The sequence below is a fragment of the Vibrio sp. 10N.222.55.C6 genome (assembly GCF_041473395.1).
Taxonomy (GTDB): domain Bacteria; phylum Pseudomonadota; class Gammaproteobacteria; order Enterobacterales; family Vibrionaceae; genus Vibrio; species Vibrio crassostreae_C.
In genome coordinates this window covers 349716-369382 of record NZ_JBFRSD010000002.1, presented here as the reverse complement: position 1 = coordinate 369382, position 19667 = coordinate 349716, and the positions used below count along the sequence as shown (strand labels likewise).

Annotated in this window: 14 protein-coding genes; 8 read left to right on the top strand and 6 right to left on the bottom strand. The window is 44.7% G+C overall.

Going from position 1 to position 19667, the window contains the following annotated elements; genetic code table 11:
- Positions 1-497 precede the first annotated feature (497 nt).
- The 3 genes from nrdA (at position 498) to yfaE (ending at position 4295) form a co-directional block, all read left to right on the top strand.
- Positions 498-2780 carry a class 1a ribonucleoside-diphosphate reductase subunit alpha gene (gene nrdA, locus AB4486_RS03330; protein ID WP_017060992.1) on the top strand — a complete coding sequence of 761 codons (2283 nt, stop codon included), beginning with the start codon at positions 498-500 and terminating at the stop codon, positions 2778-2780.
- A 103-nt stretch (positions 2781-2883) separates the two neighbouring features.
- Positions 2884-4017 (top strand): class Ia ribonucleoside-diphosphate reductase subunit beta, encoded by a 1134-nt coding sequence (gene nrdB, locus AB4486_RS03325; protein ID WP_017063554.1) that lies wholly within the window; start codon positions 2884-2886, stop codon positions 4015-4017.
- A complete protein-coding gene (gene yfaE / locus AB4486_RS03320; protein ID WP_010438115.1) occupies positions 4017-4295 on the top strand; it encodes a class I ribonucleotide reductase maintenance protein YfaE in 279 nt (92 codons plus the stop codon). The genes nrdB and yfaE overlap by 1 nt, the downstream gene beginning before the upstream one ends.
- Before the next feature lie 172 nt (positions 4296-4467).
- Here yfaE and napF read toward each other — a convergent pair whose 3' ends face one another.
- Together napF and AB4486_RS03310 are read right to left on the bottom strand one after the other, a co-directional pair.
- A complete protein-coding gene (gene napF / locus AB4486_RS03315; protein ID WP_372104689.1) occupies positions 4468-4983 on the bottom strand; it encodes a ferredoxin-type protein NapF in 516 nt (171 codons plus the stop codon).
- Positions 4983-5549: a molecular chaperone gene (locus AB4486_RS03310; protein ID WP_017060995.1), complete on the bottom strand. Its 567-nt coding sequence runs from the start codon at positions 5547-5549 to the stop codon at positions 4983-4985. Before AB4486_RS03310 ends, napF begins: the two co-directional genes overlap by 1 nt.
- Before the next feature lie 198 nt (positions 5550-5747).
- Here AB4486_RS03310 and AB4486_RS03305 point away from each other — a divergent pair, with 198 nt between their 5' ends.
- The 3 genes from AB4486_RS03305 to AB4486_RS03295 are packed head-to-tail and all read left to right on the top strand — an operon-like array spanning position 5748 to position 9665.
- Positions 5748-8186 (top strand): DmsA/YnfE/YnfF family dimethyl sulfoxide reductase, encoded by a 2439-nt coding sequence (locus AB4486_RS03305; protein ID WP_372116471.1) that lies wholly within the window; start codon positions 5748-5750, stop codon positions 8184-8186.
- 11 nt (positions 8187-8197) lie between these two features.
- Positions 8198-8818 (top strand): DMSO/selenate family reductase complex B subunit, encoded by a 621-nt coding sequence (locus AB4486_RS03300; RefSeq protein ID WP_004733360.1) that lies wholly within the window; start codon positions 8198-8200, stop codon positions 8816-8818.
- A 1-nt stretch (position 8819) separates the two neighbouring features.
- Positions 8820-9665 (top strand): DmsC/YnfH family molybdoenzyme membrane anchor subunit, encoded by an 846-nt coding sequence (locus AB4486_RS03295; RefSeq protein WP_017060997.1) that lies wholly within the window; start codon positions 8820-8822, stop codon positions 9663-9665.
- A gap of 161 nt (positions 9666-9826) precedes the next feature.
- Here AB4486_RS03295 and AB4486_RS03290 read toward each other — a convergent pair whose 3' ends face one another.
- The gene (locus tag AB4486_RS03290; protein WP_372116470.1) at positions 9827-11065 is read right to left on the bottom strand and encodes a CinA family nicotinamide mononucleotide deamidase-related protein; all 1239 of its coding nucleotides are present in this window, start codon (positions 11063-11065) and stop codon (positions 9827-9829) included.
- 210 nt (positions 11066-11275) lie between these two features.
- Between AB4486_RS03290 and AB4486_RS03285 the strand changes: the two genes are divergently transcribed.
- Both AB4486_RS03285 and AB4486_RS03280 read left to right on the top strand, forming a co-directional pair.
- Positions 11276-12184 (top strand): DUF3943 domain-containing protein, encoded by a 909-nt coding sequence (locus AB4486_RS03285; protein ID WP_017065591.1) that lies wholly within the window; start codon positions 11276-11278, stop codon positions 12182-12184.
- A 267-nt stretch (positions 12185-12451) separates the two neighbouring features.
- Positions 12452-12964 carry a glycine cleavage system protein R gene (locus tag AB4486_RS03280; protein ID WP_017061000.1) on the top strand — a complete coding sequence of 171 codons (513 nt, stop codon included), beginning with the start codon at positions 12452-12454 and terminating at the stop codon, positions 12962-12964.
- A 73-nt stretch (positions 12965-13037) separates the two neighbouring features.
- Here the strand turns inward: AB4486_RS03280 and nspC are convergent, their stop codons facing one another.
- The 3 genes from nspC to AB4486_RS03265 form a co-directional block, all read right to left on the bottom strand.
- Complete coding sequence (gene nspC, locus AB4486_RS03275) at positions 13038-14177, bottom strand: carboxynorspermidine decarboxylase (RefSeq protein WP_017063550.1); 1140 nt, start codon at positions 14175-14177, stop codon at positions 13038-13040.
- 199 nt (positions 14178-14376) lie between these two features.
- The gene (locus AB4486_RS03270) at positions 14377-15630 is read right to left on the bottom strand and encodes a carboxynorspermidine synthase (protein WP_017061002.1); all 1254 of its coding nucleotides are present in this window, start codon (positions 15628-15630) and stop codon (positions 14377-14379) included.
- An 8-nt stretch (positions 15631-15638) separates the two neighbouring features.
- Complete coding sequence (locus AB4486_RS03265; protein WP_170791836.1) at positions 15639-18578, bottom strand: pyridoxal phosphate-dependent class III aminotransferase; 2940 nt, start codon at positions 18576-18578, stop codon at positions 15639-15641.
- Positions 18579-19667: the final 1089 nt, after the last annotated feature.

Here is a 19667-nt window from a genome sequence, read left to right as displayed (position 1 = left end):
AGCCCTACCGTAAAACCTTTTGTAAAAAAGACGAATGAAAAGAGTTGCAATTACCATAACTTTGCGACTTTTTTCAGTCTAAATTTCGTGCGCTAGCTTCCATTTTGACCACCTCGATTTAAATTTAATCGCCTAAAATCAATCGCCCATTTTGGCCAAAGATCAAGGAATTTTTTTTTATGGGCGTGCAAAAATAAAGCATCATTAAAAGCCGACTTTTATACAATCAAGTCACATATAACCTCATCAGTTAGTGGTCACTTACAGTTTTTTTTCAATCCACCACTTATCCACAAGCAACCCCATTTCTTTACCTTGAAAAATATCAGTTGTAGCACTATCTTGTAACCCAACAAACAAATGACCCCTATATGTTGTGTTTGAACTACAATGTATGGGTAGACCAAGATCACAAAGCCGAAACGTAATTTACAAAAATTACACAGAAATACACAAAAACACGGCCTTGTTCAGTTTTGTTAGGGAAATTAAGCAGAATGAACCAACAACTTACTGTTACCAAGCGTAACGGGCGCAAAGAAACGATCGATCTAGAGAAGATCCATCGCGTGATTACATGGGCAGCTGAAGGCTTGCACAATGTTTCTGTATCACAAGTAGAATTGAAAGCTCACATTCAGTTTTACGATGGCATCACCACTACTGACATTCATGAAACTATCATCAAGTCAGCAGCGGATTTAATCTCTGAAGAGACTCCTGATTACCAATATCTAGCAGCACGTCTGTCTGTATTCCACCTACGTAAAAAAGCGTACGGCGAATACGAGCCGCCTGCACTGTATGACCACGTTGCAAAACTGGTTGATATGGGTAAATACGATAGCCACCTTATGGAAGATTACACGAAAGCTGAATTCGAAGAGCTTGACGAGTACATCGACCACAAACGTGACTTAGACTTCTCTTACGCAGCGGTTAAGCAGCTCGAAGGTAAATACTTCGTGCAAAACCGTGTAACGAAAGAAATCTACGAGAGTGCTCAGTTCCTTTACATTTTAGTTGCTGCGTGTCTATTCGCTAAATACCCGAAATCGACTCGTCTTGACTACATCAAACGTTTTTACGACGCATCGTCTACGTTTAAGATTTCTCTACCTACACCGATCATGTCTGGTGTACGTACGCCTACTCGTCAATTCAGTTCTTGTGTACTGATCGAGTGTGGTGACAGCCTTGATTCTATCAACGCGACAGCAAGCTCAATTGTTCGTTACGTATCTCAACGTGCTGGTATTGGTATCAACGCAGGTCGTATCCGTGCGCTTGGTTCTGAAATCCGTAATGGTGAAGCGTTCCACACGGGCTGTATCCCTTTCTACAAATACTTCCAAACAGCAGTAAAATGTTGTTCTCAAGGTGGTGTTCGTGGCGGTGCAGCAACGGTATTCTACCCACTATGGCACGGTGAAGTTCAGTCTCTATTAGTACTGAAAAACAACCGCGGCGTTGAAGAGAACCGAGTTCGTCACATGGATTACGGCGTACAGCTGAACAAGCTTATGTACTCTCGCCTAGTTCAGGGTGGCAACATCAGCCTGTTCTCACCTTCAGACGTACCTGGCCTTTACGATGCGTTCTTCGAAAACCAAGACCGTTTTGAAGAGCTATACGTTAAGTACGAAAACGATCCTTCAGTGAAGCGTGAAACGGTTAAAGCCGTTGAGCTTTTCTCTCTGCTAATGCAAGAGCGTGCTTCTACTGGTCGTATCTACATTCAGAACGTTGACCACTGTAATACACACAGCCCGTTTGATTCTGAAGTAGCACCTGTTCGTCAATCGAACCTATGTCTAGAAATCGCGCTTCCTACTAAGCCACTTTCTAACGTAGAAGATGACGAAGGCGAAATTGCACTATGTACGCTTTCAGCATTCAACCTTGGCGCAATCAATGAACTGGACGACCTAGCAGAGCTTTCTGAGCTGGTTGTTCGTGCTCTAGATGCACTGCTTGATTACCAAGACTACCCGCTTCCAGCTGCATACAAGTCGACAATGAACCGTCGTACTTTAGGTGTAGGTGTAATCAACTACGCATACTACCTAGCGAAGAATGGTGTTAAGTACTCTGATGGCAGCGCGAATGGCCTGACTCACCGTACTTTTGAAGCAATTCAATACCACTTGCTAAAAGCATCTGTTGAACTAGCGAAAGAGCAAGGCCGTTGCCCATCTTTCCACGAGACCAACTACGCGAAAGGCCTACTGCCAATCGATACTTACAAAAAAGATATCGACTTAGTATGTGAAGAGCCACTGCACTACGATTGGGATTCTCTACGTGAAGAGATCATGGAGCACGGTCTGCGTAACTCTACGCTAACAGCGCTTATGCCTTCTGAGACATCGTCTCAAATCTCGAACGCGACTAACGGTATCGAGCCACCACGTGGTTACGTATCAGTGAAAGCATCGAAAGACGGCATCCTTAAGCAAGTGGTTCCAGATTTCCTAAATCTTAAAGAGAACTACGAGCTACTTTGGAACATTGGTTCTAACGACGGTTACCTACACCTAGTGGGTATCATGCAAAAATTCGTTGACCAAGCTATCTCTGCAAACACTAACTATGATCCAAGTGTTTACGACAGCGGTAAAGTACCAATGAAGAAGCTGCTTCAAGACCTACTAACAGCGTACAAGTACGGTGTTAAGACGCTTTACTACCATAATACTCGTGATGGTGCTAAAGACGACCAAGGCGATGCAGTTCAAGTGCCGGAAGAAGATTGTGAAGGCGGCGGTTGTAAGATCTAAACCGCAATAAACATTAAGACCCCAGAGAAGAGTTATCTTCTCTGGGTTTAAAGCATTAACAGGGTCCGTTTTATTACGGGTCTTTAAAGGATTTGAGGCATTTATGGCTTACAGTACTTTTTCTCAGCAAAAAAATGACCAACTAAAAGAACCAATGTTCTTGGGTCAGTCGGTAAACGTTGCACGTTACGACCAACAAAAATTCGAAATCTTCGAAAAGCTTATCGAGAAGCAGCTTTCTTTCTTCTGGCGTCCAGAAGAAGTAGACGTGTCTAGCGACCGTATCGACTACAACAAGCTTCCTGAGCATGAAAAGCACATCTTCATCTCTAACTTGAAGTACCAAACGCTTCTAGATTCAATCCAAGGCCGCAGCCCTAACGTTGCCCTACTTCCATTGGTATCTCTACCAGAAGTTGAAACTTGGATTGAAACTTGGTCTTTCTCTGAAACGATTCACTCTCGTTCTTACACGCACATCATCCGTAACATCGTGAATGATCCAGGCGTAGTATTCGACGACATCGTTGAAAATGAAGAGATTCTGAAGCGTGCTAAAGACATCGCTTTCTACTACGACGACCTAATCAAGCTAACGGCTGACTACCACCGCTACGGTGAAGGCAACCACAGCATCAACGGCGAAGACGTTAAGATTTCACTTCACGACCTGAAGAAGAAACTTTACCTATGTCTAATGTCTGTAAACGCACTAGAAGCGATTCGTTTCTACGTAAGTTTCGCATGTTCATTTGCATTCGCTGAGCGTGAGCTAATGGAAGGTAACGCGAAGATCATCAAGCTAATCGCTCGTGATGAAGCCCTTCACCTTACTGGTACACAGCACATGATCAACTTGCTACGCAATGGTCAAGATGATTTTGAATTCATGCAGATCGCTGAAGAGTGTAAGCAAGAGTGTTTCGACCTATTCAAAGAAGCGGCTGAGCAAGAGAAAGAGTGGGCAGAATACCTATTCAAAGATGGCTCTATGATTGGTCTGAACAAAGACATTCTTTGCCAATACGTTGAGTACATTACCAACATCCGTATGCAGGCTGTTGGCCTAGGTACGGCTTACCCAGCAGCAACGTCGAACCCAATTCCATGGATCAACGCTTGGTTGTCTTCAGATAACGTTCAAGTTGCTCCACAAGAAGCAGAAATCAGTTCTTACCTAGTTGGCCAAATCGACAACGAAGTAAAAGCTGACGACTTTGAAGGATTTGAGCTGTAATGCCAACAATCAAAATCAACAAACTGACTTCAATTGAATCTAACCCTTCAAACACTCTGTTGGAAACAATGGAACAAGCTGGGTTAGAGCCAGAATACAACTGCCGAGATGGTCACTGTGGCGCTTGCCGCTGCACGTTGGATTCTGGTGAGGTCGAGTACGTTGGTTTTGCTATGGCTTACACGCAAGGTAATGAGATATTGCCTTGTATCTGTAAAGCAAAGACTGAGCTATCGCTGAGTAACGTTATTCATAGAAACAAGCAAAAACGCGCATAAGCCAGCTGGCTTTAGGTCACTTTGTTCGAATATCGTCAATAAGAATCAAAAAAGGGTCCGCTTCCTTTAGGAATGCGGACCCTTTTCTATTTATGTCTTTAGGTATCTAAAGCGACTCGTCTATCACTCAACCAAATCTTCCTGTTGGCTTGTGTCATACAAAGCCAAACGTTTATTGCTGAGTCAGGTTAAGAGTCACAGAGCCAATATAACAAGCGCTTCGGCACTCTCCACAGCCGTTACACTTATCTTTGTCCACTGTAGGCAACTCTCCTACTTCGATGTGTATTGCACCAGCTGAACACGCCGTTTGGCATGCTGAACAGTCCATTTGCATGTAATTATTGCAGCTATCCGCAAAGCTCGGCTTGAGGTCGATATAAGGCGTGACCGTTGGATGAAGTGCGCCGGTCGGACACACTTCAGTGCATTTGTTACACATAGAACAACTGTTGTAATCCAAATTCAGCAGCGCACTGCCCTCTAGCACCTCAATAACGCTATTTGGACACGATTGTTCACACAATCCACAACCGTCGCAAAGACGCTCAAACAGCACCTCATCGACCGCTCTTGGCGGTCTTGCATGCAAGCGCTGTGATATCTCTTCATAATTCGCGGCGGCTTTAACCGGTTTAGAAAGTCGAGTTAAGAAACCGCGTCTATTTGAATTTATTTGTTCAGACATTAATCGATATATAACTTTTTAGTAGCAACGTTTAAATTATATTCAGATATTAAGTACTTAAACCAATCTATTACATCAACCGATAGCTTTTTATAAAAAGATAACTCTGATGCTTTATTTAGTTTTTCTAAATAAACAGAAGACCAAGTTAATAAGTGACCCTCAAGTAATTCACCAGCTGAATTAATATTATTATTTTCTAACAAATACGCATGAGCGAATAACATTAAACCAAATTGATCTTCCGGCTCTCTTAACCCAGTGTCTAATTCAATCTGATTCAATTCTAAAAACTGGCGATACTCAACCGTAGAAGCACCAAACACAACGCGGTCTTTATCTAGGTACACAGAACCCCAAGGCGGAGCTGGCATGTCTCCAACGCCTTCAAACAGGCGGCTGAACTCTGCTGCGAGCGCATCTTCGTCTTCGCTTCTTAATGCCTGCAAGCATTCTTCAGAGAGTACTTCGCTCTCAACCAAAGCTTCGACAATGGTGATTAACTGTTCTTTACTTGTCGCTTGATAAAATAGCGAACCCAACAATTTATGCGTATCGATAATCATTATTATTTATACCGTTATAGGTTTAAAGATAATTATATTAATTAACTCATTTCATTCTTTGATCTATTTTATACATTCAATTCATAAACTTTAAATTCCACACTTATTTGATGCCAATCAATCAATAATTCGAAATAAATACATAAAGAACAAACTACCTATAAAGTGCTAGCTATCAATAGTAAAAGGCATCTTAGAATGACGAATAAGAAAGAATCTGGGGTAATGAATCTTACTCGAAGAGGCTTCATGAAAGCTTCCTCTGCAGTAGGTAGTGCAGCTGCACTTGCGGGCGGTATTGCATTACCTTTCAAATCCAAACCAGTAGCGGCTGCAGTTGCTGAAAATGTGGATGAGAAAATCGTATGGAGTGCATGTACAGTAAACTGTGGCTCTCGCTGCCCACTGCGTATGCATGTACAAAACGGTGAAATCAAATACGTAGAAACAGACAACACAGGCACTGACGAATACGGTCATCACCAAGTTCGTGCGTGTCTACGTGGTCGCTCGATGCGCCGCCGTGTTTATAACCCAGATCGCCTAAAGTACCCAATGAAACGTGTGGGTAAACGTGGTGAAGGTAAGTTTAAGCGTATTAGCTGGGAAGAGGCTTATGATGAAGTCGCAGGCACCATGCAACGCCTTATCAAAGACTACGGTAACGACACTATCTACCTAAACTACGGTACAGGTACGCTGGGCGGCACGGTTACTAAATCTTGGCCACCAGCTCAAACGCTGATTGCTCGTCTAATGAACCTAAGTGGTGGTTACTTAAACCATTACGGTGACTACTCAACAGCGCAAATCACGAAAGGCTTGAGCTACACCTACGGCGGTTGGGCAAACAACAACTCTTTCTCTGATTTAGAGAACACTAAACTTAACATTCAGTTTGGTAACAACCCTGCTGAGACGCGTATGTCTGGTGGCGGCCAGATCCACCACTACGTTGAAAGCAAAAACAAATCAAACGCAAGAACGATCATCATCGACCCTCGCTACACCGATACTGCCGGTGGCCGTGAAGATCAATGGATCCCAATTCGTCCTTCTACAGATGCGGCATTGGTAGCGGGTCTTGCACACGTGATGATCACTGAAGACCTTGTCGACCAACCGTTCCTAGACAAATACTGTGTCGGTTACGATGAGAAGACCCTTCCTGCATCAGCGCCTAAAAACAGCGACTACAAATCTTACATCCTAGGTTTAGGTGAAGATGGCGTAGAGAAGACACCAGCATGGGCTTCTAAGATCACGGGGATTCCAGTTGACACCATCGTTAAGCTTGGCCGTGAAATGGGCACAGCGAAACCATGTGCGATTCACCAAGGTTGGGGCTTACAACGCACTGCGAACGGTGAACTAGCGTGTCGTGCAATCGCGATGCTGTCACTGCTCACTGGTTCTGTGGGCGTATCAGGCGGTTCAACAGGCGCTCGTGAAAGCGACATCAACATTCCATTTGTGCGCTTCCCTACTGTGCCAAACCCAGTTGAAACGTCTATTTCAATGTTCATGTGGACAGACGCGATTTACCGTCACCATGAAATGACCGACATCACTGATGGTGTTCGCGGTGCAGAGCGCCTTAAGAACCCAATCAAGATGATCTGGAACTACGCAGGTAACTGCATCATTAACCAACACTCAGACATCAACAAGACTCACGCGATTCTTCAAGATGAAAGTGCGTGTGAAATGATTGTCGTGGTTGATAACCATATGACGTCTTCAGCGAAGTACGCCGATATCATCCTGCCAGACTTAACAACGTCTGAGCAAGACGACTGGTGTATGGACGGTAAAGCGGCGAACATGCCTTACTTCATCTACGCGCAGAAAGCGATTGAGCCTCAGTTTGAAGCAAAATCTATCTACGAGATGTGTACTCAGCTTGCGAAACGAATGGGCGTAGAAAAAGAGTTCACCGAAGGCCGTACTCAAGAGCAATGGATTGAGCACCTTTACGCAGAAACTCGTAAGAACGATCCAACACTGCCAACCTTCGAAGAGATGAAAGAGCTGGGTATCTACAAACGTAGCTACGACCACCACTACATCGCTTATGAAGATTTCCGTAAAGATCCTGAAGCGAACCCACTGACCACACCAAGTGGCAAGATCGAGATCTACTCAGAGCAACTGGCTGATATCGCGAAGACTTGGAAGCTGAAAGAAGACGAAGTGATTCACCCACTTCCGATTTACGCGGACTCTTTCGAAGGTCATAACGACCCACTAGCAGAGAAGTACCCACTTCAGCTAACCGGTTTCCACTACAAGGCACGTACTCACTCGACTTACGGCAACGTTGCAGAAATCAAAGCAGCAGCACCGCAAGAGTTGTGGATCAACCCAATCGATGCAAAAGAACGTGGTATTGATAACGGCGACATGGTGAGTATTTTCAACGACCGTGGCGAAGTACATATTCCAGCGAAAGTGACACCTAGGATTCTTCCTCGAGTTGTGGCACTAGGCGAAGGTGCATGGTACGCACCAGATGGTCAGAAGATCGACCATGCAGGCTCTATCAACGTGCTGACGACTCAGCGCCCGAGCCCACTTGCTAAGGGTAACCCTCAGCATACAAACCTAGTTCAAATCAAAGCGCTAAAGAAAGCATAAGGTAGGTTGGAATGAAACAATACGGCTTTTACATTGATTCAAGTAAATGCACGGGTTGTAAAACCTGTCAGCTTGCTTGTAAAGATTATAACGATCTAGACATCAAAACGAACTACCGTCGCGTATACGAATATGCCGGTGGTGGCTTCACTCAAGATGGTGATACCTGGGTTCAGAAAGATGTCTTTTCTTACTACCTATCTATCGCTTGTAACCACTGTACTAACCCAGCGTGTGTGAAAGTGTGTCCTTCGGGCGCAATGCACAAACGTGATGAAGACGGTTTGGTTGTGGTTGATGAGAGCGTATGTATTGGTTGTCAGCACTGTAGCAATGCGTGTCCTTACGGCGCACCACAATACAATGCTAAGAAAGGTCATATGACGAAATGCGATGGTTGTTACCAACGTGTTTCTGAAGGCAAACAGCCTATCTGTGTTGAGTCTTGCCCACTTCGTGCATTGGAGTTTGGTGAAATCAATACACTTCGTGAGAAGTACGGCTCTGGTGCGGATGTGGCTCCACTGCCATCTTCAACAGAAACGCTACCAAACATCGTGATTAAGCTGAACAAAAACGCGAAGCCGACTGGCGATACCAGCGGTCACCTAGCAAACCCGAAGGAGGTGTAAGATGATTTTTCATGAGTGGTCTTTAATCTTCTTTACGGTGCTGGCGCAAACTGCGGTTGGTGGTTACTTACTGATTGGCGCACGTGCACTGGTACTTGGTCATGACGAAGAGAAGCTGAACAGCTACAAGGTTCCAATGTTTATCCTATGGGTACTGATGGGTCTTGGCTTCATGTTCTCGACAACGCACCTTGGCTCTCCACTGCGCGCGTTTAACGCTTTTAATCAGCTAGGTTCGGCTTGGTTGTCTAACGAAGTGTTCTTCGGTGCGGCATTCTTCGCTGTCGGTGGCCTGCAATGGTTACTGTCGGTAGTCAAGAAAGGTGGCGTTGCTATCCAGAAAGCACTGATGGTTGGCGCGATGGTACTGGGTGTTATCTTCATGTACGCGATGATCAACGTATACATGATCAACACAGTACCGACGTGGGACAACATCTACACACCACTGAGCTTCATCATGACGATGGTTGTGGGTGGCTTGCTGTTATCTCAGTTCGTGATTGTATTCGCAAACGACAGCCGCTTTACGGTTGACCGTAACATCACCATGTTGGCTGTTATCGCTGTTGCTATCAGCTTGCTTGTGACAGTAGGAAAACTGAACCTAATCGGAGACATCCAAACTTCAGCGGCAAAAGCGTCTGAGTTAGTCGATGGTTTAGGTAGCTATGTGATTCTTCAAGTGGCACTGCTAATGGCAAGCTTGTTGATTTGGATTCTACCTATGCTGAACAAAGCAAAAGTGAACCCAGTTAACCTTGGCTTAGCACTAGTATTGTTCTTGGCTTCAGAGTTAATCGGCCGTGGTTTGTTCTACAGCCTACATATGACAAGCGGTTTGTAATCGAGTTCTTACAGACATGAGTTGCGTGTAAACATCGCTGCTTGTTTGGTTATCTAGAAGGCTAGATAAACAAAAGGCCCAACACCTATTTAGATGTTGGGCCTTTTTATTTCGTTTTTTCTAGCGTTTTTAATACAGACTTAGCGAGTTAGCTTACATAGCTACTTAATGATAGCCGCTGGAATAAACATGTCTTTTAATCGCTTAACCGAAGAATAAGTACCAAACATCGGTTTGTTATCTAAATGCCTTCTCAGCATATCGGCGGCAACGGTCTTAATCACGTTGCGTTGGTCTTCACGCGAGTACTGACGATAAAACTCAAGTACCTGCCCCCACTCGCCTGCTTCAGTCGACAATGCAACGCTGAATGTGTTGCCTTCCAGCTTACCAGTCACCAAAGCCAATTCAGTTCCGCACTTATCTCTTGTTGCTCCAGCCAGCGCAAAGGTCGCGGCTAATGGATCGCTCTTTTCAAGTTCGCTCTCTTTTGACTCAGCCATCACCCATGAGTGTCCGAAGCAATCTTCTATCTGCTCATTCAATTGCAGCCACGCTGACAGTGAACCTTTGGTCGACACTTCAGACACAGATAACGTCTTCTTTTTTTCCGCCATGATGTGTCCAATATGGTCAATCATCGGCTCATCAACACTAACGACATTACTCTCTAGCAGCTTGTAAACCATCTGCAGAAGCTTAACGCGAGTTTCTAAGTCTGCCTTAGGACCAAACAGTTTGACCTCAATGAACGGCAGATAAGAGCGATAACCAAGTTCATAACCTTCTGGCAGCTTTAGTTGATCCAAAACATCAGAGATACCGGACTCAGACAAACCAAACGTAAACAGTCGACTGCATTCAGAGGCAACCACTTGAGGGTTGGTACACGACAAGTCAGGAAGAATCTCAAACGTCACCATGCGCTTGAATTCACTTGGTACACCCGGCGTGAAATAGAAAGTCGCATCGTTAATTTTCAGTTTGAAGCCACAAGCCGTCCCTACAGGGTTATCGACAATCTCTGAACTCGCAGGTAACAAAGCTTGTTTAAGGTTGCTGTCTGGCATTGGCATGCCACGTCCAGAGAACATCTCTTCCATACGAGCAAGCCATTCAGGGAACATGACGAGTTTCTGCTCGGAAGCAGCTGCAGCGGCGGCAGCACTCATATCATCGGTTGTCGGGCCTAAACCACCATTAACGATAACCACATCATAGTTAAAGCTCAGCATCAGCAGTTCTTCAACAAGAGCATTCATTTGATCACCCACAGTTGAGCGCTTAGCAAGCGCAAAACCATGCTGATAAAACTCAGCAGACATCCAAGCTGCGTTTGTATCTACAATGTCTCCATGAAGAACTTCTTCACCTGTGCTTAACATTGCGATTTTCGTCATATTTCTATCCCTTGTTGTCATAAAAAGACACTGCATTATTTACAAACTGGTCTATGGTTGAATTTGGAGCAATTCGCCTTTTCACTAATATTAATAATGTTAAACCTAAGGTTTTCTTAGGAAAAGCTATAAATTATTAGTTCCCTAAATCAGGCATTTAATAGATAATTGTGACCCTGATCAATTCCAAACTTTCTCATGGAGACCCTTGTGTCCAAATCACCGTTACTAGCAAAGGTTACTGCCGCATTTTCAATGCTAATGTCAGTTAACTCGGTTGCAAGCCAATACGACTTCGACCAGCCAATCAACCTTTCTTACTCGGATGAATGTGCTCAAGATTACTGTTTTAATGACAACTTGTACACCTACAAGCCTAGTACCAATTACGCACTGAGCGAATCGAGTGATGAGTACGACTTCTCAATCCAACAACCAAAACACATGTTGGTGAGTCAGGAGAAAGATTGGGATTACCTAATGGGTCAAACCTACACCATTCTTGGCTTGAGTGTCGCGACAGTGGGTCTAATGACTCTGCTCCCTGAAAGTATTACTAAGTGGGATGATGACCAACGTGATATCAGCTCATTAGGTAAAAAGTGGAAAGATAACGTTTCTGCTGGTCCAACATGGGACCGTGACGAACACTTCCTAAACTACGTAATGCACCCATATTTCGGTGGTGTTTACTACACCGCAGCTCGACACGCAGGTTACGACGAGTTTGAGTCATTCTTATACTCTTGGACTATGTCGACGTTCTTCTGGGAATACGGCGTAGAAGCGTTTGCAGAAGTACCTTCATGGCAAGATCTCTTCATCACACCTTTCTTCGGTGCGGTTGTCGGTGAAATGATGCTAGAAGCAGAGCAGGATATCATTGCTTCAGGTGGCGAAGTGATGGGCTCTCAAACCATGGGTGATGTGTCGCTATTCTTCCTTAACCCTGTTGGACACATTCACTACTGGGTAAGTGACGCATGGGGCGGTGATGCAGAAGTTAACCTGAATACTAACCCTTGGTGGGATAACCAAGACGCTGCACGTTTTGCTTACGATGCTGGCGCACCATACGACTCTCAGTTTGTTGGTATGAACTTCAAAGTAACGTTCTAATTCGTCTCTAGTACTACTCAATATAAGTTATTGAATATAAGTTGCTGAATCATCAATCACAGTGACAACTCTTCTAAAAAGCGGCTCTCTAGCCGCTTTTTTTGTGCCCTACTCTTCATTCTCTTTTTTTGCATCGAAGCTTAGTTTCAAAAATTGACCTAGGTCAAACATTGTTCGATGTAACCTTCTACACTGAAATTAAAGAACTTTATCGCATGATATCAAACATTTAATTAGCAAAGAATAATTGAAACCTTGGGGGCTGATATGAACAGTACATTTATCGTAAACTTTATCGGAAAAGCATCACCAGCAACAATCAAACAGCTTGCTGCGGTTACTCACGAAAACGACGGCAAATGGCTCATCAGTAAAGTGAACTTTATTGAAGACCAAGTCGCAGGCGTACTAAAGGTTCAACTTCCAGCCATCAACGAATCGATTGTAAAAGAAGCGTTCAGCGCCAATCCAGATCTCATCGTGCAGTTTGTCGATTCCGATCATACACACAATGTTCAAGACACGGTCCATCACTTGAGACTCGACTCTAACGACCGAGCAGGTATCGTCAACGAAGTGACTCATGTATTGGATAGACAAGGAATCAGTATTCTCGATATGGATTGTCACCGCGTCTTTATCGCTGGTGGCGGCGGTGTTAGCTCAAGTCTATTCACATCAAAAATCGCCGTTAAGCTGCCAATCGAAGTACAGATCGACGACGTAGTTAATGAACTCGAAACGCTCAGTGAAGATACTCGTGTGATGATTGAAAGCTAAATAAACAAAATTAAAGAACAAAAAAGAGCAGCTCATTAGCTGCTCTTTGTATTGCTCTGAACTTGTGATTCAGTTACTTAACTGACCATTGTGATAATGAGCGTTTGAAGTCTTCATAGCCGAATTCATTTAGCTTTTGAACTTCACCACTGCTACGTTCACAGTAGATTGAAGGCATTTTAAGGCCATTGAACCAGTTCAATTTCACCATTGTGTAACCCGCGCTGTCTAACAGATGCAGCTTTTGACCAATCTTAAGTGGCTCATCAAAGCTCGCTTCGCAGAACTGATCGCCCGCAAGACATGAACACGAACCAATCACGTAGTCATGGCTGCCTGTTTCTGATGCTTCCAATACTGATGCGGGCTCATTGTAGATAAGCGTGTCAAGGCGGTGCGCCTCAGTCGCTGAATCCACAATCGCTGTTTTCTTCACGTTCTCAACAATATCGACCACTGTCACAACTAGGTCGGTTGTTTTAGTGATGATCGCTTCACCCGGCTCAAGATACATCTGCACACCGTGCTTTTCAGAGAAGGCTTTCAGCGCAAGACCGAGTTTTTCGATGTCATAGCCAGGCCATGTGAAGAACACACCTCCGCCCATGCTCACCCAGTCCAACTTATCTAAGTGCTCACCAAACTGTTCTGAGATTGAATCAAGCAGGCCGATAAACGCATCGACGTCTTTGTTCTCACAGTTCATGTGGAACATCACACCATTAATCTCATCGAAAATTTCTGGTTTGATGTGGTCAGCTTGCACGCCCAAACGCGAGAATTGACGTGCTGGATTCGCCAAGTCTTGCCCTGCGTAGCTCACGCCCGGATTTAAACGTAAACCCAGTGAAGCTTTACCTTCAACAATATGACGGTAAGCAGCAAGTTGGCTTTGAGAGTTGAAGATCATCTTGTCGCAGATGTCAGCAACCTCTCTCACGTCATCTTCACTGTAGCCCACACTGTAAGCATGAGTTTCACCGCCAAAAGTTTCGTGACCTAATTTCACTTCATAAGGGCCAGAACTAGTAGTACCGTCTAGGTACGGTTTGATGATGTCAAACACGCCCCAAGTCGAGAAGCACTTAAGCGCAAGTACCAATTTCACACCTGAAATCTCTTTCAGTTGCTTGGCTTTTTCTAAGTTCGCAATCAACTTGTCTTCGTTGATCATGAAATATGGGGTTTTTAGTTCTTCTTTCTTAAACGTCATTTTTGTAAACACTCAAGCAGCATCTATAGATGGAAAGGTAAATTAACAATTTTGGTGTGATTTATTTTGATTTTGTCCTGTCCGAGCGCAGTGAGTTACAAAATCAAAATAAATGATACCAAAGCTTCAAGGCTATCATCATCGAAAAGGGAACAATCCATGTCCCCTTTAATTAGCAATCAAAACAAGAAATCAGTTCTTATTTTTTCAGCTCATGAATCACTGGAAGACCTTGGCCTGCTTCAAGCTCTTGAACATGCCAATCTAGACCAATTTCCGGCATAGTTGCTAGGAACGGATCTGGATTTAGCTGTTCCATGTTGAACACGCCTTTATCAGCCCATTCGCCACGGAAGAACTGAAGTGCAGCGGTAATCGCTGGAACACCAGTTGTGTAAGAGATCGCTTGGTGCTCTACGTCTTCGTAAGCCACTTCGTGGTCTGCGTTATTGTAGATGAATACGCTACGCTCTTTACCATCTTTCTTACCTTGAACCCAAGTACCGATACACGTTAAACCAGTGTAACCCGGAGCTAAAGATGTTGGATCCGGTAGTAGTGCTTTAAGAACATGCAGAGGCTGAACCACAGTACCATCGTGCAGTGTTAGCGGATCTGGGCTAAGAAGACCGATATCACGCATGCAGTTGAAGTAGTTCAAGTATGCATCACCAAAGCCCATCCAAAATTCGATACGCTTAGCTGGGATGAACTCTTTCATTGAACGAACTTCATCGTGCGCCATTGAGTAAACTTTGTGAGAACCACAGTTCGGGAATTCAAACTCAAGCATACGAGAGTGACAAGGTACTTGTTTCCACTCTTCATTTTCCCAGTAGAAAGAATCGCCTTGGATCTCAAGCATGTTGGTTTCTGGGTCAAAGTTTGTCGCAAACTTCTTGCCGTGGTCACCAGCATTCACATCCATTACATCAATTGAGTCAATCTCATCGAACAAGTGCTTAACCGCGTATGCAGCAAAGATTGATACCACACCTGGATCGAAACCAGCACCAAGAATACCTGTGATGCCTGCTTCAGCGAACTTCTCACGGTAGCCCCACTGCCAATCGTAAGCTTGTGGTACTTGTTGGCCTTCAGAACATAGGTCAACCGCTACCGATGTATCTAAATAAGAAACTTTAGATTGGTAACATGCTTCCATGATTGCCATGTTTACCCAAGGAGGACCAGCGTTGATCACTAGATCCGGCTGAACTTCTTTAATCAAAGCAACAAGCGCATCAACATCATCAGCGTCTACTGAACGTGCTTCTAGTTTCTTAGTTGAATCTTTAAGGTTGTTTTTGCCCTTGATAGATTCGATGATTTTTTCACACTTCGCGATTGTGCGAGAAGCGATTGTGATATCACCCAGTACTTCGTTATTTTGTGCTGCTTTGTGTGCAACAACCCAACCAACGCCGCCTGCACCAATTTGTAGAATAGCCATAGTATTAATTACCCTTGTTGTTCTGCTAGCTCAGTGGCTAGAGTTTGAATTTTGTTAATTAGAGATTTGAAATCTGATGTCTTTAGGCACGGATTCAAGATAGTGAATTTAAGCGCACTCTTACCATCCACGACCGTTTCACCGAGTACTGCAACACCACGAGTCAGCGCTTCCAGTCTTAGCGTTTGATTCAATTTGTCTAAATCTAGCTCGCCGTTTGCTGACGGCTTAGATCGGAACAGCACTGTTGATAGTGACGGCTCTGCGAGTAGCTCTAAGTCAGCTTGGTTTTGAATCAGGTCTGCCACTTCTAGCGTTTGCTCAAGAAGATGGTCGTACATATCACCCAACTGCTTTGGTCCAACGCTTTGCATCGTCATGAAGACTTTCAATGCATCGAAACGCTTGGTGGTCGCAATAGACTTATCGACTAGATTTGGCAGTTCATCGTGTTCGCGGTTTAGGTAATCTGCGTGATGTAGAAGGTACTTAAAGTTCGCTTTGTCTTTCAACAATACCGCGCCGCAGCTGATTGTTTGATAGAACAATTTGTGGAAATCGACACTCACAGAGTCCGCTTTTTCGATGCCTTGTAAGCGAGCCTTGTGGCTACTCAAGATAAGCGCGCCACCGTAAGCACTGTCGACATGGAACCAAAGGCCTTGTTGGCTTGCGAGGTCTGCAATCGCATCAAGGTCGTCGATAGCACCGTGATCGGTTGTACCCGCCGTACCGACAACAGCAAAAGGAATCAACCCTTGTGCTTTAAGCGCTTTCACTTCTGCATCTAACAAATCAGGCTTGATAGTGCCGTTTGCATTGGTATCAACACAGCACACTGCCGCTTCGCCTAGCCCTAGTAGAGAGGCTGACTTTTGAACCGTGAAGTGAGATTTCTTTGAACATAAGATACGCAGTTTGCTCGCGTATTCTGGTAAGCCAAGCTTTTGGATAGAATGACCATTGTGCTTATCCGCAACCCAGTCTCTCGCAAGCAATAAACCCATTAGGTTACTTTGCGTGCCTCCGCTAGTGAAAACACCGTCAGCTTGTGCGCCAAGTTGGTATTTGTCACACATCCAATCCACAACGCGCTGCTCAACATAAGTCGCAGCCGATGCTTGGTCCCATGAATCCATTGATTGATTCAACGCCGCGATAATCGATTCCGCTGCTACCGAAGCCATAAGAGGAGGAGTGTGAAGGTGTGCAATGCAATCTGGGTGTTGCACGAAGATGGAGTTTGCAGCGACAAGGTCTGCAGTACTATCTACAACATCAACCAAAGCGTGTTGATTGTTATCAAGGTCGACAGCATTGATAGCTGCTTCTAGCACTTTTGGATCTAAACCCGAATAAGGGGTTTCAACCTGTTCAAAAACCGCTTTCATCGCTTGAGTGGTTTGGTTCATCACGTTAGCAAATTCGTCGCTACCGCCTAAACCTGTATGGATGAAATGCTTGTTCCATTCTTGGTTTGCTTGTTCGCTTGAAGCTGGGTCTTGTTGTAAGCCACCACCAGCTGCGATGATCGCTTCTTCCATTACGCGGAGTGCAAAGTCAATCTGCTCAAAAGAGATAATCATTGGCGGAAGGAAACGAATTACCGAGCCATCACGACCACCCTTTTCAACCATCAAGCCACGCTCTAACGCTGCTCGTTGAATCGCTAGGGTTAGTTCGCCGTCTGATTGTGGTTCGCCAAACTTGTTAAGCTCACCATTTGGTTGTTTGATCTCAGCACCGAGCATCAGGCCTTTACCACGAACTTCAGCAATACAGCTAACGCGTGATTGAATCTTCTCAAGCCCGTGACGTAAATATTGGCCTGCGATGTTCGCGTGCTCAACTAAGCCATCTCGTTCGATGATCTCCAACGCCTTAGCGCCAGAGACCATTGCTAATTGGTTACCACGGAATGTACCGGTGTGCTCACCCGCTTTCCATGTATCAATGCTCTTATCGAACACAAGCAGCGACATAGGCAGTCCGCCACCAATCGCTTTAGATAAACATAAGATATCTGGATTAACACCAGACTCTTCAAACGCAAATCGATGGCCAGTTTTGCCCACACCACACTGAATCTCATCAAAAATCAGTAGGATGCCGTGCTCATCACAGATGCGACGTAGGCCTTGTAACCAAGATGCTGGAGCAGGAATCACACCGCCCTCACCTTGCACAGGCTCAACGATCATCGCCGCCGGTTTCATGATGCCAGACTCGTCATCATTCAACATACGTTCGATGTAACGAATGCTCGCGTTAGCACCCGCTTCACCACCAATACCAAACGGGCAGCGTAGGTTGTATGGGAAAGGCATGAAGTGCACATCAGACATCAAGCCGCTACGACGCTCTTTAGTGCCGAGGTTACCCATCATACCCATGGTGCCGTTCGTCATACCATGGTAAGCACCACGGAAAGCAAACATGGTGTTGCGACCTGTGGTTTGCTTGGCGAGCTTGATCGCCGCTTCCACAGCGTCAGCGCCAGATGGGCCACAGAATTGAAGAACCGAGTTATTTGAAAAGTCTTGAGGAAGAAAAGCTTTAACTCGCTTGATAAACGTCTCTTTTGCTTGAGTCGTGATATCAAGTGTTTGGTATGGCAAACCAGAATCGAGTTGGTCTTTAAGTGCTTGGTTAATCTCAGGGTGGTTGTAACCCAGAGAAAGTGTACCTGCACCGGCTAAGCAATCGAGAAAGAGTTGGCCACGAGTATCTTCAACTAAAGCGCCACATGCTCGTTTAATAGCAATAGGCAGGCGTCTTGGGTAAGAGCGAACATCCGACTCATGCTGTTCTTGCTCTAGCAAAATAGCGTCAGGTGTTAGGTCGTACGTTCCCTCTAAGATAGGAACCATAGTTGAAAATGAATTTGCGATAGTATTGATATCGACTTCAAAGGCGGTAGTCATAAAAGTCCCCTTGAATGTGTTCATACTCACCTCCATCAGACGCAATTACCCACCAACTCTCGTTAAATTTGGAGAGAGTTCATAGTGAAGTACACGTATTGTCTAGAAATGAGATATAGCTGTACGCTCGCATAAGTCAAATGACGAATACGAAATTAAGCCGTCTTAAGACAGCGATAAATTGTTAGCGTGAGCTCAAGGTTCAGTAATGCTACTGTTTTGAAGAATTGGACATTTTTGCAGGATCGGGCAGCTATGAGGAGCTGGTCCCTTTGGAAATGCAGAGCTGATTAGCAATGTTGTAATTAGTGTGTTCAATGTTGGGTTTCCCATTAACATGACGAACTGCGCCATAAGTATCCCGTCTATCAGCTAAAGGACTAGCCAATACCTACCCTACGTAATGTCCCAATCAGCAAGAATGGTCACTACGCGTATCCCCCAGAAGCAATCGTTGCTCTTCTTGAACATTTTCATTCCGAGATTGCGCGGGAAAGTAACATAAAGTGAAATGAACGATCAATAGTTTTTAGTAATAGCTTGATAAATAGCAGCGGTGGCTAAGTAATTGCTGTAAATATCGTCACACTATCGTTTGGGAAAGAGATCCCCGGTTCATTCGTTCCTCACACCCGAGGATGACGACGTGGGTGTACAGGCGGTGTTAGTGATGGCTTTGAGGCTGTGGCGCCTTTCCGTCATTCCTTAGCCTGAAGAATGAGTTCATTGGGAGTCCCTTACAACATGTCGATGTATTGTTTTATTCAGAAACTATCTGATGCAATAGATTAAACTGAAGTTAATCAGCAAACGGCAAGAGCTCCCCGGTTCGCTCGTTCCTCACGCCCGAGGATGACGACGTGGATTTATAAACGTTACTAGAGAGACTTTGAGGTCATACCGTCTTTCCGTCATTCCCTAGCACGAGGAACGAGTTCATAGGGAATCTCGCTTTTAAAAACTAACTTGATTGCAAAATTTGAAACAGAGATAGAAATGAATGTTGAGTGCGGATTCGAACAAGAAGAGTTCTTAAACGTAAAAGCTAAACGTCAGAAACCAAAAAGCCCGAACATTTCTGTTCGGGCTTCTTAATTTGGAGCGATACATCGG